This is a genomic window from Streptosporangium sp. NPDC006007, from assembly GCF_040614315.1.
GTDB lineage: Bacteria > Actinomycetota > Actinomycetes > Streptosporangiales > Streptosporangiaceae > Streptosporangium.
Window position 1 is genome coordinate 84600 of record NZ_JBEXUG010000011.1, and the last position, 15181, is coordinate 99780.

Below are 15181 nucleotides of genomic sequence, written 5' to 3' on the forward strand. Positions count from 1 at the left end.
GTTACAACGGTTCGAGGATCAGGCCGGTCTGGGCGATGAAGCCATCGAGCAGCGCGGGACGGTACTGCATCCGTTTGAGCTTGGTCTTGACCAGCGCGGTGAGCTGATCAACGTCATGGGGAGCGAGGTTGGCCAGGCCGCGTTTGAGAACCGACCACACCCCCTCGGCCGGGTTCAACTCGGGCGCATAAGCGGGAAGCTGGAAGACCGTCAGCCACGGACGCACCTCGACCGCGGTGCGCATCGCCCGTGACAGATGACGGCGGTCGTTGTCCCACACCACCACGAGCGGCCCGCCGAGTTGAGCGTGCACGGCATCCAGCAGCGCCGCGAACCGCGCAGGCCCGAAGCCCTTGACCTCACCCGGCTGCCCGCGCCGGACCAGCACCCGATACACCAGCCGGGTACGCTCACCCGGCTTGGCGCACACCAGCCCGGCCACCGCCACCCGGCCGTACCCTTTGCCGGTCACCGTCACCACCGGAGTACTGCCGCGCGGCGCCCAGGTGGTCGCCCTGGGCGGTCTTGAGGTTCTGCCCGGCCTCGTCGGCCCAGCACAGCCAGGCGCCCAGGTCGAGCGCCGCCCTTTCATGACCGGCCACTGCTCGGCGGCCCACGACTCGATCACCCCCTCGCCGCGCTCGACGGCCCGCCGCACGGGGATCTGCGGCGTCCAGCCGAGGCGATGCGGTCAGCCCGCCGCCCTCGGCATACCTCATACCTCCGGGATAGCCGATCGCCGTAGGCCGTCACCGGCCGCCCCCTGGTAACACCGGCCTTTCAAGCTCAGAAACAACCCTCTTGATCTACTCGATTTTCCCAGATACCGTCCATTTATGTCACGAAATATCAATCGACCTGTTAACCAAAAAGATCGGATGCAAGTGCGGAAATTCGGCAGGCCGGTCTCACTGGATGCTGGATCTCGGTGAACAACCCCTTTCAGATCACCGCATCAGAGCAGAAGATCCACGGCCAAGGCTGGATCACCAGCTGCACCTCTGGAGTAACCGACTGTCGGGTCGAGGTAGACCTTCTCAAAAACGGAAGCGCGGTTTCCACTTCGGCGATCTATTACGGATACTCTATTAATAAGCGACGTATCGTGAATTACGCATGTTCCTACCATCCTACGGGTACGTACAACTACACAACAAGGGGCTGGCTGTCGGTAGAGATCAACGGGACATGGCACCCAAATGCCGCCGACAGCGGCATAACTAAGTACTATTGCGTCTGAGATAAGCCCTCAGCATCCCAGAAACTTCAAGTCCACGAGAAGCCCCCTCGATCTTTCACGATCCTTGTGTGGTCAGCTGGTGTCTTCGGCTAATACTCCAGCCGCAGATCGTGAGGCTGAGCAGGATCGTGCGCACGTGAACCTGTAGGCATAGGGCCACAGGTTCGAGAGACGGCCACCGCTGTGACCATTCAGGTGTGATGGAACTGAAGATCAGGCGGTGGCCGCGTTGGCCAGCGTAGAACACCTCGACGCCGCGGGTCTGCACGCCGGCTTGGACGACGCGTTCGCCCATATCGCAGGCCGCTTCAAACGCCGGGAGGTCCGGCTGCGCGCCCGGCGCTGCCTGACCGGTCTGCTGTCCGGGCTGCAGCGCACCACCGGCTGGTCCCTGGCCGAGCACGCCCTGCCGCACGAGTACCCGCCCTGGCGGAGCGTCTACGGCTACTTCGCCCACTGGCAGAACGACGGCGTCTTCACCCGGCTCAACGGCCTGCTGCGGCACCTGGCCAGCACCGCAGAAGGCCGCGATCCCAACCCCACGGCCTGCGTCATCGACGCCCAAAGCGTCAACACCTCCGCCAACGTACCCGCCGCCGGCCAGGGCTACGACGCGGGCAAGAAGATCGCCGGCCGCAAGCGCAGCATCGTCACCGACACCCTCGGTCTGCTGCTGGCGGTCATGGTCACCGCTGCCGGCGTCTCCGACGGCGCCGCAGGCCTGCCCCTGCTGACCCAGGCCGCCGCAGACAACCCGACGATCACCAAGGCCTGGGCCGACAGCACCTACCGCACCAAGGTCATCGAAGGCGGCGCCGCACTGGGCATCGACGTCGAAGTCATCCGCCGTGACCCCGCCACCAGGGGATTCACCGCCCTCCCGCGAATCCACCCCAACCTGGAGAGACGCCTGAAGCACTAATCAGACAGAACTCACGGGATCAAACACCCACTGAGGGAAACGACACGCCTCGTGATAACTACTCAAATACGTTCCAAGAGGCCGATAACGAACGGATTCCAGATACCTTCCAGGATTGCTCCGGCGGGGGGCACCTTCTATAAACCTTGGGATGCACGGTGAGAACGGGACGCGGGAGCGTGGGTGGCGGCGTGGCCGCATAGTGGGGGCGGCGCTGGGGGCGGCGCTGCTGGTCGGTCTGGGGACCGGCCTCGTGGCCCGGCTGCTGATGCGCGCGATCAAGCTCGCCATCGGGGTGGACGTGGAGTTCTCCATGGCGGGGACGGCGGGGATCCTCATCGTCTTCGTGGTGCTCGCCGTACCGGCCGCGGTGACCGCGACCGCGCGGCCGGTGATCAGGCACGGCGGCCGGTGGGTGACCGCGCTGGTCACGGGCTGGGCCTCGGCGCGCACCGGTTTCGCCGACGCGCAGTCGATCCTGCTGGCCGATGAGGGACGGCTACCGCTGCTGGCGGCGCTGGCTGTGGCCTTCGCCGTGCTGGTGGTCGCCCAGGGGCAGCTCACACAGCGGGTGACGCGCCACCTGGCGGGTGGGGGAGGAGGCGTGGATCCATGACCTGGGATCCGCCTTTGACTCGACCATCGACTTTCGAATGCCGACGGAAACCCAGTCATTGAGGTTGCGCCCACCGAATTCGGATATCACGAGTCGCATGTGATACTTCAACACGACAACGTAGGAGCCATGTGACACAAGACGAAAAGCGCGAACCAACAATGGGGATCGTCACGGAATGGCATGGCGTCGACGGCCTAGGAGTGATCACCTCCGAGGACGTTCCCGGCGAGATCTGGGTGCACTTCTCGCACATCATGAATCCCCCACGGAATCTCACGGTAGGCCGGCCGGTCCGATTTACCTGGGAGGAGTTCCCACAAGACGGTTACCGATTCCGAGCTGTGCGGGTCTGGCCGGACGATCACGAAGATCAATTCGATGGAAATCCTGCCGACGAGGCTCCGTCGGCCGAGTTCGGGGGCTACGAGTCGCATTTGGAAATTCAATACGACAACGTAGAGGCCGATTAAGGCCGGGGGGCGGGCCGTCACGGTGAGCCCGCCTTCTTGTCCCGGTGGATCCGGAGACTGCCGACGTAGGCGGCGCCACGGCTCCGCGCCCTGTGCTCCGCCGCGCCAGGACCGGGATCGCCCCCGACGAACGTCCGAGTCGCCCGGAGGTCGAAACCGTCCTAGAGGGTGGCATTCCCCGGTGAAGCGGACACGCTGTCCCGGCACGAGGGGCCTGGAGCCCTCACCGTCGATGATCATCGGGAAGAGAACGAGAACACCCCCTGGGGCATCGACGGATCCGATGAAGGTGAAAACGTTCAGCGGCGGCCATCGCGCGCTCCCGCGCGACTCATAATCGGATCCACTTGCAGATATAGGGGGAAAACGGAGATCTCGCCCATATACCCCCTCACACCCCGGCCGGTTGAGACTTAAAACGACTTTCGTTCCTCAAGCCCGCGGAGCATGATGAAAAACGCCCACTTCCAGTTGCCCATACGGTGGCCGTCTCCCTGAAAGCAGTACAGGAGTTTGCTTTCGATGACATGTTTCCCCGCCGGTAACAAGTGGTACTTCCGACCTGAATGACGGCCGTGTCGTACGCGGTCTATTATCGGAGTCCCTGAATCCCTGGGCGTTCGCGATCCGTCCTGTCCCACGGTCACGCAGCCCCCCTTCCTTGGAGATTCCAGACGTGCGAGAAGGCCGTTGGACGACAATCACGCCTTCCCAGTACCATTACCGGCACGAACGCGAAGCCCTGGAACACATCCGCGCGGCACTGCCCGAGACGGAGCCGTACCGCGCGTGGTCCAACTTCACCTTCACCGCCGACAGCGGGCATGTCCGCGAGGTGGACCTGTTCGTCGCCGCTCCCGGTGGGCTCTTCCTCATCGAGATCAAGAGCCTGGACGGGTGGCTGAGCGCGGACGGCGCCCACTGGGTGCAGTCGACGGACCGGAACACCCGTTACCTCGACGACCCGCTGCCCCTGGCGAACTCCAAGGCCGGACAGCTCACCTCCCTGCTACGGAGGACCGCCGGTCACTCGGCCAAGATCCCCCCAATCCGCGCGGCGGTCCTCCTCCCCATCCCGTCCCTTGAGGTGGACCTGCCCGAGCACCGGCTCAACGGGATCTTCGGCCCCGAGAACGGCCGGCTGCCGAAAATCCTGTCGGACCTGCTCCTGGTGGCGCCGGACGACCAGCGGCACCGCATCACCCCGGAGATCTCCCGGCGGCTCGACGGCCAACTGCGCGGAGCCGGCATCGCCAAGAGCCGTTCCCACCTGTGGGTGGGGGCCTGGGAACTGGAGCCCCGCCCGCTCGACACCGGGCCGACCTGGGAAGACCATCTGGCCACGCACGGCGAGATCGAGTCGGAGAAGCGCCGCGTCCGCGTCTACCTCGTCGAGCGCGACGCCGACGAGCGCGCACGCGCCGACACGGTCCGGGCGGCCCGCCACGAGATGCTGACCCTGCGCGGCATCGGCCATCCGGGCATCGTGCGGGTCGACACCATGGAACAGCACGCGACGGGACCCGCGCTCATCCTCCGGCACGACCCGGAGGCCGTACGCCTGGACCACTTCGTCGGCGAGTACGGCGCGCGCCTCGACCTGCCCACCCGGCTCAGCCTGATCCGCCGGCTCGCCGAGGCGGTGTCGTACGCCCACGGACGGCACCTGCACCACCGGGCGCTGTCGGCGCGCAGCGTGCTGGTCACACCGGGCACGGCGCCCGGCGGAGCCGAGGAACGGGGCCGGCTCAACCCGCGGCTCCAGATCGGCGACTGGCGGGCGGCCACGCGCGCCGGCGGCGGCGCCGAGGAGCGGACGAGCCCCGACGGCCCCGCCGTACCCCACCTGGAGCTCTCGGCCCAGGCATACCTCGCCCCCGAGCTGAACGCGCCGGACCCCGACCCGGTGGCACTCGACGTGTTCGGCCTGGGCACCCTTTCCTACCTGCTGCTCACCGGGCGGCCTCCGGCCGACCGGCGGACGGAGCTGCTGGTCCGCCTGTCGAGGGAGGACGGCCTGCGTCCATCGACGGTCGACGACTCGATGACCGAGTTCATGGACGAGCTCGTCCAGGCGGCGACCGCGCCCGAACCCGCGCGGCGGCCGACCGGCGTGGCCGAGTTCCTGGAGATGCTGGAAGCCGTCGAGGCCGAGGCGACCGCGACCCGGCCGGTCCACCCCGCCCGTTCCGGCGACGAGCGTCCAGGAGACGACCTCGACCCGCTCGACGCCCGCCCCGGCGACGTGGTCGGCGGTGAGTGGCGGGTGGACAGGCGCCTCGGCACCGGCTCCACCTCCCGCGCCCTGCTGGTGGAGAACCTGCGGACCGGGAGGTCCGAGGTGCTCAGGGTCGCCCTGTCGGAGGAGAGAACGATCCGGCTCGACCACGAGGCGTCCGTACTGCGCGACCTGCGCGACGGCTCACCCGTCGTCAACCTGGTCCGCCCGGAGCCGATCCGCGTCGGCGGGCGCACCTGCGTCGTGCTGGAGCGGGCGGGCGAGCGGACCGTCGCCCGCGAGATCCGCGAGCGGGGGGCGCTGTCCCCGGACGAGCTGGAGACCTACGGCGACCACCTCTTCGGCGCGATGGACTTCCTGGAGAGAGAGGGCGTCACCCACCGCGACGTCAGGCCCGGCAACATCGCGATCAGGGTCCGTCCGGACCGCGCCCGCCGGCTCGTCCTGTTCGACTTCTCACTGGCCGGCACCCCGGTCAGGGAGATCTGGACGGGAACCCCGCACTACCTCGACCCCTTTCTCGGTACGGCCGGCCGCACGGTCTACGACGCGCACGCCGAGCGCTACGCCCTGGCGGTGACCCTGCACGAGATGGCCTCCGGCAAGCTGCCGGTCTGGGGCGACGGCACGACCGAACCCCGCCACACGGAGGGCCCGCCGACCCTGGCCGCCGAGGCGTTCGACCCGGCGGTGCGCGACGGCCTGATCGAGTTCTTCCCGCGCGCGCTGCATCGCGACGCCAGGCAGCGGTTCGAGACGCTGAGGGACATGCGCGACGCCTGGATCCAGGTGTTCCGGCGCTCCGGCACGGTGTCCCCGGTGTCCCCGGTGAGCACGGTGTCCCCGGTGAGCACGGGGCGTCCGGGCGGCCTGCCCGCGGAGGACGCCACCGCCACCGAGGCCCGGGACGCCGCCGCGCTGGCCGCCACCCGCGTGACGGTGCCGGCGGCGGCCGGTCTGTCGTCTCGCGCGGTGTCGGCCGCGCACCGCCTGGGCGCGGCCACGGTCGGCGACCTGATGGACCTCCCCTCCACGGTGCTCCTCAGCCTCCCCGGGCTCGGCGCCGGGACCCGGCGGGAGCTCCGGCACCGTGTCCGCGACTGGAGGACACGACTCAACCGGGGCGAGCCCATCACCTCCGATGAGAAGGCCGCCGCGCACGAGGAGGTCGCGTCCGCCGTTCAGGACCGCGACGCGGAGACGGCGCTCGGCCGCGTCGGGCTGGACACGATCGCCGCCCTGCTGGTGCCCGACCCGCACTCAAACGGCCGGAACGGCGGGGATGTGGAGGCCACTCGGCTGCTCCTGGGACTTCCCGACGCCGATGGGACGTTGCCGGAGCCCTGGCCACAGCAGCCGGTGGTCGCCTTGGCGATCGGCATGACGCCGGGCCGGGTCGCACAGATGCTCACCAGGCAGCGGAGACGGTGGAGTGCGGAACGTGTGATCCACAGCGTCCGCGACGAACTGCTGGAACTACTCGTGCAGAGTGGCCGGGTCATGACGGCGGCCGAGGCGGCCGAGGCGATCCTCGCCTCCCGTGGCTCCCACCGCGCCGATCCGAGGCTCCGCCTGGCCCTCGCCCTCGCGGCCGTGCGAGCGGCCGTGGAGATCGACCCGCTCGTCGAGGAGCCCAAGGAGCCGAGGCTCCTGCTCCGCCGTCACGGCGACCGGCTGCTGATGGCGCTGGAGGTCGGGGCGGACGACTCCCCCGGCACCACCCCGGCACCGGCGCTGCTCGACTACGCCGACGCGCTGGGCAAGGCCGCCGACCGGCTGGCCGCCCAGGAGGTGCTTGCGGCCCCGGCGACCGTGCTACGCGAGTTGCGGGCGGTGGGCGTTCCCGGACGGGTTCCCTCGCTGGAGGACGGCCGCCTCGTCCGGCTCGCCGCCGCGGCCTCCCGGCGGGCGGCCGCCACCTCCCGGCTGGAGATCTATCCCGGCGACCTGGACCCGGTGCGTGCGCTCCGGCTCGCCCAGGCGGGCGCGATCCCATCCGGCGGAGGCGACGGGCGCCCCGAGGGGCTGAGGCCCGAGCGGATACACGAGCGGGTACGGGCCCGTTTCCCCGCGCTCGCCCCCCTCCCCGGGCGCCCGCATCTGGACATACTGCTGCGCGAGGCGGGTTTCGACGTCAGGTGGCGGGAGGGCCGCTACGTCCGGCCGCAGCCCCCGGACGCGGTGCCGGGCACAGGGGCGGGGTCGGGCACAGGATCGGGCACGGGGTCGGGCGCGGGGTCGGGCGCGGGGTCGGGCGCGGTCAGCCGACTTTTCGTGGCGAAGCTCTGGCGGCTGGTCGAGGAGGGCTTCGGCGTCCAGCGGACGGACCCCCGGCTGGTGGCGGAGGGGTGGGCCGCCGAGGCCCTGATCGACGCCATGCCTCCCGGCGGGTGGCCACGTCCGGCGGGCGCCGTACTGACCCGGGAGACCGCACTCAGGCGGCTCGCGGCCCAGCGGCTCCGGCTCGACCGGCTGGGCGTCGACGCGGAGGAGCCGAACGCCGCCACGCTGCTGCGGTGGAGCTCGGACGCGGTCGCGGTCGAGGCGTTTCGCGGCCTGCGCGGGGCTGAACGCGCCGGGCTGTCGGCGTGGCTGCGCGAGACCGCCGGCAGCCTTGCCGAGATCCTGTTCCATCTGGTGGACGGCGGTCACGCGAGAGACGCCCTCGCGCTGGGGCTGGTCTGCGGCGCACTGTGGAACCCCCTGGCGGAGCAGGTCGCATGGCGGGCGCGCGGCGATATGCTGACCTACCTCTCGACCATGAGCGCGGGCACCGCTTACACGGACACCGCTTACACGGGCACCTTTTACGCGGACACCTTCTCCTCGGGCGGCTCACACCTTTCGGCGCGGGAGGCGGGTGTCCGCGGCTTCGCGTCCACCGCCGAGGGCGTAGTGACCCGGCTGCTCCACAAGGGGGGCTCCGCGAGCGAGACGCGCCTGGCCCACTACGTCCTCGACCGGGCCGAGGAGCTCGTCGTCCGGTTCGGCGCCCGTCCCGCGGCCCGCCACAGCGATCTGCTCCGCTCCGGCTTCGAGGACAGGATCGACGACGTCGCGAGCGCGCTGACGTCCGCGCTCAAGGAGCGTTCGCCGGAGAGAGTGAGCGCGTCGGCCGAGTCGGTCGCCCGGCTGCGGGCGCACGCCCTGGCCGGGGCGGAGGCCCACCGGGTACGGCGTGCCGAGATGGCCCAGCGGCTCCTGCAGTGGCTGGTGCGGCGGCCGTACGATCCGGCGGAGCACCTCGCCGGCGGCGTCGGCGCGGCCGTACAGGCACAGATCGACGAGTGGGGATGGGTCGACCGCGCCCGAGAGGACGTCTGGCTCGGGGAGCCCTGCAACTCGTCGCTGAAGGACGCCTACAAGCGGCTTCACGACCTCGCCTGCGAGCGAGGCCACGAGCTGAACAGGGCGTTCGCCTCGGAGCTGTCCGCCTGGACCGCCACCGAGCCCGGCGACCTCCTCACCGTCGACACCCTGCTCCCCCGTGTGGTGGCGCCTCTCGTCGCCGACGGCTCCGACCTGCGGCGTCCGCTGCTGCTCGTGGTCCTGAACGGGATGAGCGCCGCCGTCGCCGTCGAACTGGCCGAGGGTCTCCGGGAGCAGCGCTGGGAGGAGTACGACCCGCTGCCGGGAGCCGGGGAGCAGGCCCGGCGGCGCGCGGCGGTGGCGGCGGTTCCCACGCTGACGAGGGTCTCCCGGGCCGGCCTGTTCGCCGCCCGTCTCACCACGGGTGGCGCCGCCGAGGAGCGCGAGGCGTTCGAGAACCATCCGTTCTGGGAGGGGAGGACGGTCCGGCTGTTCCACGAGGACGGCCTCCGGGGAGCGGTGGGCGAGTCCCTGGGGGACGAGCTCACCACGTCGCTGCAGGACGCGTCGGTCCACGTCGGCGTGGTGCTGAACACGATCGACGACACGCTGGACAAGGGCAGTGGCCGGATCGACGACGTGTGGGGGGGAGCCGACCTCGGTGTCCTTCGCTCCCTGCTCGACCATGCCCGCCTGGGGGGCAGGACGGTCATCCTGACGAGTGACCACGGTCACGTGCTGGAGCGGGGCGGAACGCTGCGGCCCCTCCCGTGCGCCCGTTCGGCCCGCCACCGCGACGCCGGAGGGCCGGTATACGACGGCGAGGTGGAGCTCACCGGCCCCCGGGTGGCGGGCGGCCGCCTCATCGCGCTGTGGGACCCCTCCCTCCACTACCTTCCCGGCAAGGCCGGCTACCACGGCGGGGTCTCCCTGGCCGAGGTCACGATTCCCCTGCTGGCCTTTCTCCCGCACGGCTCCTCCGTACCCGCCGGGTGGAGGGCCCTGCCCGACCAGCACCCCGAGTGGTGGTCCCTGGAACCCGGCTCTCCGCGGACCGAGCCTCCGCGGACTGGACCTCCGCAGGGGCCTTCGCAGACCGGGCCTTCGGCGGCGGGAACCTCGACGGATCCGGACGCGCCCCTGGTCGCCAACCTGCTCGCCACCGAGCTCTTCGCGGCGCAGCACCAGATGATGCCGCGCAGGGTGCCGAAGGCGAGGATCCAGGCCGTTCTGCTGGCCCTGCTGAGGGCCGGGGGCACGCTCCCGCTGCCCGTGGTGGCCCAGAGCGCCGGAGAGCACGCGGTGCGGGGGCCGGAATTCGTGGCCACCCTCCGGCGGATCCTCAACGTCGACAGCCATCCGGTGCTGTCCATCACCGACAACGGCCGGAGCGCACGACTCGACGTTCACCTTTTGAAGGAGCAATTCGGACTCGGTGCGCCCAGGGGGCCGAAAGGGTGACGGTCGTGGCGGCACGCGTGTCCGCGAGCCGGCCCGTCCGGCGCCTTCGGAATCCGACGGGTTCGAGGTCGGCGCCCATGTGGCGGAGTGGCCGCTCAGCGTCCTTATCCGCTCGGGGCGAGCCGGTCAGCTCATCGCCCGTCGCCCGAAATGACGAATACCGGGGCGCACAGAGAGTTTTATTCACATTAGCCCTACGCCCACCAGGAGGACATGGGGCGACATATAAGACACACCTCTCTAATCATTAATGATCTGTTGAAGGTTTTACTTCTATAGGGATACGATTCGGCTTACGAGGTTGCCGACTTCCAGGCGTCCTTGATAATTGAATTGTCGTTCACGCCGTCCGGCAGGAGGACCCGTGGCAGCCGATTTCTCCGTCATCCATCTGGAGATCACCGAAGACGGTGCGGACGATGCCTGGATGGACGGGATGACGGGTGATCTCCTCAAAGAGCTTCGAGACCGGGACCTCGAAGTGGAACGCGTTTCATTAACGCCTCCCCCGGGCGCGAAGTCCGGCGTGGGATTCGCCCTCGCGACCATCGCCGTCACCGCCGCCGGATCGCCGGTCATCGCCGAGCTCATCGGGATTCTCCGCGACTGGCTCGGCCGAGGGCGGGAAAGAACCGTCAGATTGACGTATCGGGGGGAGACGATCGAGCTGTCCTCGGCCACGGCCGAGGAGCAGGTTTTCATCGTCGAGGCGTGGCTGAGGAAGAAGGGGCCGCGCGACACATGAGCCCCCGGCGCCTCGCCCTCCTGGTGGCCACCGACGAGTACGCCGAGCCCACGCTGTCGCGGCTCCCCTCGGTGAACACCGATTCCGAGCGGCTGTCCGCCGTGCTGAGCGACCCGCGGGTCGGAGGCTACGGCGTGCGCCTCCTCAAGAACGAGCCCTCGTATCACGCCAACGCCGTGGTGGAGGAGTTCTTCACCGAGGCCCGTTTTGACGATCTGCTGCTCCTCTACATCTCGGGGCACGGCCTCAAGGACGACCACGGCCGGCTCTACTTCGCCTCGAAGAACACCCGCCGTGAACGCCTGGGCTCTTCGGCCGTCTCCTCGGCGTTCATTCACGAGCAAATGGCGAAAAGTCGTTCTCGGCGAATTCTCGTCATACTTGACTGTTGCTTCTCGGGGGCCTTCTCCGTTTCAGGGCGGCGCCGCGCCGCCGAGCAGGTCGATGCGATAGAGCGGCTCTCCGGGCGCGGAAGGGCGATTCTCACCTCCTCCACCGCCCTGCAGTACTCGTTTGAGAGCCCTCCGCCGGAGGGTCCGGAGGGTGACGTCACAGACCCGCTCCCCTCTGTTTTCTCCGGCGTTCTGATCGACGGTCTTCACACGGGCGAGGCGGATCTCAACGCGGACGGCCTGATCGATGTGGGCGAACTCTACGAGTATGTCTACCGTGGGGTCCGGCGGAAGACGGCACATCAGACCCCCGTGCTCAGCAGTGAGCTTGAGGGGCCTTTCCATGTCGCTTTCAGTTCACCGGAGCGCCGGTCTCCGCTCGTCGCGCCCCCCTTCTCCTCCCCTTCCCCTTCCCCGGTCCCGCCGCCGGACGCGGGCACGGGCACCGATTCCGGCACCAGTTCCGGAACCGATTCAGATTCAGATTCAGGCGGACGCGCGGACCCGTCGGAGCGGAGCGCGGAGGACGCCCTCTCGGTCCGCCTGACCCCCGACGGCCTGATGGAGCTCTCCATAGGGCGGCGCCAATTCCTGATGGCGGGCTCGGCGCTGCTGATCCAGCCGCAGCCGGTCTCCCCGGAGAAACAGGCGGGCCGATGGGCGATCGACTTCTCGCCGTTCGGCGACGACCCTTACCGGTTCGCTCATTTCATCCGGGCGCACTGGCCCGACGTGACCATCTCCCGGTCGCTGTCGCCGCAGGAGTCCGACTGGATGCTGACCCTCCCCGGCGGCAACGCCTTCGGTGGGGCCGTGCTCGCCGCGCAGATGCACGGTCACCTCGGCGCGGACGACGGGCTGAGCACCGTCGGGGATGGAAATCCGAGGCGGGTGACGAGATTCGTCGGCGCCTCCTACCGCGGTCTGCTGGTGGCGGCCGAGACGAGCGGGGAGACGCCCAGGTTCTTCGCCCTGGGAAAGCACGAGGCCCGCCGTCAGCTCAACAGCGGCCTGAACGACCTCAGAAGTGTCAAGATCCCGTCCGCCTATGAGCTGGACGATCTCACCTACGGGGTGCTCTGGGCCGCCGCGAACCTCGACGACGCCCTCCAGGAGGACGAGATCCCCCTGGCGGAGAACCGCAGGCGGCTACGGTCCTACGGCAGCCTGCCGAGCTCGGCGGTCAGCCGTGAGGTGGTGGGCGACCTGACGAAGGTGTCACAGATGTGGCTGGGCTCCGACTTCTGCGCCCAGTACATAATGAACCAGCTGAAGACCTGGAACGACGTGCCGTCGTACTGGACGCGGGAGAAGTCCGGTGAAGAGGCCTGCATGTGGCTTCTCATCCAGCACAAGTACGAATACCTGCGTAAGACCGGCCGCCGGTTCGCCGGTTCTCCGACCCCCTCCATGAGGGCGTTCTGCATACCCGAGTCGGAGGTCGGCGACGCCTCCGCGGCACACCGTACTCTGATCTTCCTCGCCATCGCCCTGATGGAGATGCTGAAAATACAGGTCCGCGTCTGCGTCGACCCGGCGTACACCGAGATCGAGGGGTTCGTGCTCGCGCCTCGCCGGCAGGGCATGATCGCCAACTGGGTCCGGGGCCGGGGGATCTGGCACGTCGACACGGTCGGCCGCAGGTCCGACGTCGCCGGTTTCGGCGATGCGGTCACGTATGCCACCGCGTATTCGGTGGCGGCCGGTGAGACCGCTCCGCAGCGGCTGAGATCCCTCGCCGAATATCTCGATCTGGATTGGCCATGGCTCCGGCGCCGATGCGGCGAGCTGGGAAGGGCCGGGTGGAGAGGGCTGGTCCAGCCCCGAAGCCGGCTGCTGGGAACGGGCGCACTCGACGCGGTGTGCAGTTATGTCGGCGAACTACCGGAATAGAAGGCGAAAATGAAGAGTGCAGAGTTCCGGATCGGCCGGACATTCGGCGTCGCATTCGAGCACGGTGACGACTTCTACGCCACCCTGAGCGGATTCTGCGGCGAGAACGACGTCCGCCAGGGATACATTCCCATGTTCATCGCGGGCTTCGCCCAGGCGGATCTGGTCGGAACCTGCGAGAAGCTGGAGAACCCCCAGGCGCCGGTCTGGTCGAAGGTGCATCTGGAGAACGTCGAGGCGCTTGGCGGAGGCACCATCGCGTATGACCCGGAGAACCGGCGCATCCTGCCGCACATTCACGTGACCGTGGGCATGAAAGAGCTTTCCGCTCTGGGACACACCAGTCACCTGCTCTCCGCGACGGTGCAGTTCCTGGTGGAAATGATCGTTGTGGAGGTGCTGTCGCCGAACATGCTGAGGATTCCACATCCCGGTCTGTTCGGCGTTCCCCTGCTCTCCTTCCGCGACTGAGCCCGACCGTGATGGGCGGCGCGTGGGTTTGGATCGCTCCAACGCTTCTGGTCGTGCTTGGGACGGCTGCTCTCGCGGTTCACGACAGAGTTCAGCGCTCCCGGCCCGTGCTGCGCGTCTATCCGGTGGTGGGGCGCTTCCCGGATCTGCTGCGGAGACTGCGGGAGATGTCCCACACCGACCCCTCCGCGGGATTCCCCTTCTCCGACGAGGACCTGAAGGACATCAGGAGGCGGGCGCTGAACGGGTCCTCGGTCGGTTCGTTCGGTACGGCACGCCGGCCGGACCCGGCCACCTTTCTCGCCGCCGACGTGGCGATTCTCCCCGTCGCGCCGAACCCGATGGAGAAGATCGCGGTCTTGAACTCCAGCGGTGCCGGCACGCGGGAGATCTCCGTGCTCAACTTCGGCGCCCTGGGCTTCGGTCCGGTGAGCGCGAACACGATCCGGGCCATCACCGTCGCCGCCGGTGAGGTCGGCTGTCATCTGAACACCGGGGAAGACGGGCTCACGACCATACACAGGGCGGCTCCGGCGCGTCTGATCTGGCAGGTCGGCACCGGGTACTGGGGATGCCGGAACGCGGATGGAGAGTTCTGCGGGGAGGCGTTCCAGTCGACGGCCGCGCTGGAGAGCGTCGACCTCATAGAGCTGAAGATCTCCCAGGGCGCCAAGCCCGGCGCGGGCGGGTTTCTGCCCGCGGCCAAGAACACCCCGCGCGTCGCCCGGATACTGGGGGTGACCCCGGGCGTCGACATCGTCTCGCCTCCGGCGCATTCGGCGTTCGACTCCGTCGAGTCCATGCTCAGGCACGTGGCCTGGATGGAGGAGCTGGCCCTGGGAAAACCCGTGGGAATCAAACTCTGCATCGGATCGGCCCGTTCCGTGGACGAGTTGACCCGGGCGATGGAGGAGACCGGCGTCGTTCCGGCCTTTATCACGGTGGACGGCGGCGAGGGCGGAACAGGGGCCGCCTCCTTCGAACTCCAGACCCACGCCGGGCTTCCGGTGGACTTCGGGCTTCAGCTATTGGACAGACGTCTCAGGGCGATGGGCGCGCGAGACAGAACCCGGATATTCGCCGCCGGTCGCGTCAAAACAGGTTTTGACCTTTTCCGGCTGATCTGCCGTGGAGCCGACGGCTGTTTCTTTACCCGCGCGCCAATGATTGCCATGGGGTGCGTCCAGGCCCGTCGCTGTCATGTCGGCGACTGCCCCTCCGGAATCGCCACCCAGTCGCGGTGGCGCCAGGCGGCCGTCTCACCCGACGTCCAGGGCAGACAATTGGCGCGCTACTATCGCACGGTGATCGACGGATACATTCAGTTACTCCGCGCGAGCGGAAGGAGGTCCGGCCGGGAACTGGGCGGGGACTGCCTGATATCCCTGAACGACCGGTGACCCGGAGCGATACATGTGAT

At 68.7% G+C, this 15181-nt stretch carries 9 protein-coding genes and 2 pseudogenes; 9 read left to right on the top strand and 2 right to left on the bottom strand.

Annotation, left to right across the window (positions count from 1 at the left end; translation table 11 throughout):
• Window position 1: 1 nt before the first annotated feature.
• Entirely contained in the window at window positions 2–472 is a 471-nt protein-coding gene (locus ABZ194_RS11680) for a transposase (RefSeq protein ID WP_355595015.1), read from the bottom strand.
• Window positions 411–617: a hypothetical protein gene (locus ABZ194_RS11685; RefSeq protein ID WP_355595017.1), complete on the bottom strand. Its 207-nt coding sequence runs from the start codon at window positions 615–617 to the stop codon at window positions 411–413. Before ABZ194_RS11685 ends, ABZ194_RS11680 begins: the two co-directional genes overlap by 62 nt.
• A gap of 843 nt (window positions 618–1460) precedes the next feature.
• On the opposite strand from ABZ194_RS11685, the pseudogene ABZ194_RS11690 reads away from it, so the two are divergent.
• The 9 genes and pseudogenes from ABZ194_RS11690 to ABZ194_RS11730 all read left to right on the top strand — a co-directional run.
• Window positions 1461–1715 (top strand): annotated as a pseudogene (locus ABZ194_RS11690) (transposase); the annotation flags it as partial.
• 48 nt (window positions 1716–1763) lie between these two features.
• Window positions 1764–2162: pseudogene (locus ABZ194_RS11695) on the top strand (transposase); the annotation flags it as partial.
• 151 nt (window positions 2163–2313) lie between these two features.
• A complete protein-coding gene (locus tag ABZ194_RS11700; RefSeq protein WP_355595019.1) occupies window positions 2314–2778 on the top strand; it encodes a hypothetical protein in 465 nt (154 codons plus the stop codon).
• A 131-nt stretch (window positions 2779–2909) separates the two neighbouring features.
• Window positions 2910–3251: a hypothetical protein gene (locus tag ABZ194_RS11705; protein ID WP_355595021.1), complete on the top strand. Its 342-nt coding sequence runs from the start codon at window positions 2910–2912 to the stop codon at window positions 3249–3251.
• A gap of 676 nt (window positions 3252–3927) precedes the next feature.
• The gene (gene pglZ / locus ABZ194_RS11710; RefSeq protein WP_355595023.1) at window positions 3928–10260 is read left to right on the top strand and encodes a BREX-2 system phosphatase PglZ; all 6333 of its coding nucleotides are present in this window, start codon (window positions 3928–3930) and stop codon (window positions 10258–10260) included.
• Window positions 10261–10624: 364 nt separating this feature from the next.
• Window positions 10625–11005 carry a hypothetical protein gene (locus ABZ194_RS11715; RefSeq protein ID WP_355595025.1) on the top strand — a complete coding sequence of 127 codons (381 nt, stop codon included), beginning with the start codon at window positions 10625–10627 and terminating at the stop codon, window positions 11003–11005.
• Window positions 11002–13290, top strand: coding sequence for a caspase family protein (locus ABZ194_RS11720; protein WP_355595027.1), 2289 nt, complete (start codon window positions 11002–11004; stop codon window positions 13288–13290). The genes ABZ194_RS11715 and ABZ194_RS11720 overlap by 4 nt, the downstream gene beginning before the upstream one ends.
• 9 nt (window positions 13291–13299) lie before the next feature.
• On the top strand, window positions 13300–13761 hold the full coding sequence (locus tag ABZ194_RS11725; protein ID WP_355595029.1) for a DUF296 domain-containing protein: 462 nt from the start codon (window positions 13300–13302) through the stop codon (window positions 13759–13761).
• Window positions 13762–13814: 53 nt separating this feature from the next.
• Window positions 13815–15161 carry an FMN-binding glutamate synthase family protein gene (locus tag ABZ194_RS11730; RefSeq protein ID WP_355595031.1) on the top strand — a complete coding sequence of 449 codons (1347 nt, stop codon included), beginning with the start codon at window positions 13815–13817 and terminating at the stop codon, window positions 15159–15161.
• The last annotated feature ends 20 nt before the right edge of the window (window positions 15162–15181 follow it).

What these genes read in the sequence shown, in the direction of transcription:
- ABZ194_RS11725 (WP_355595029.1), top strand. Translation starts at nt 13,300, where the DNA reads ATGAAGAGTGCAGAGTTCCGGATCGGCCGGACATTCGGCGTCGCATTC.
- ABZ194_RS11700 (WP_355595019.1), top strand. Translation starts at nt 2,314, where the DNA reads ATGCACGGTGAGAACGGGACGCGGGAGCGTGGGTGGCGGCGTGGCCGC.
- ABZ194_RS11720 (WP_355595027.1), top strand. Translation starts at nt 11,002, where the DNA reads ATGAGCCCCCGGCGCCTCGCCCTCCTGGTGGCCACCGACGAGTACGCC.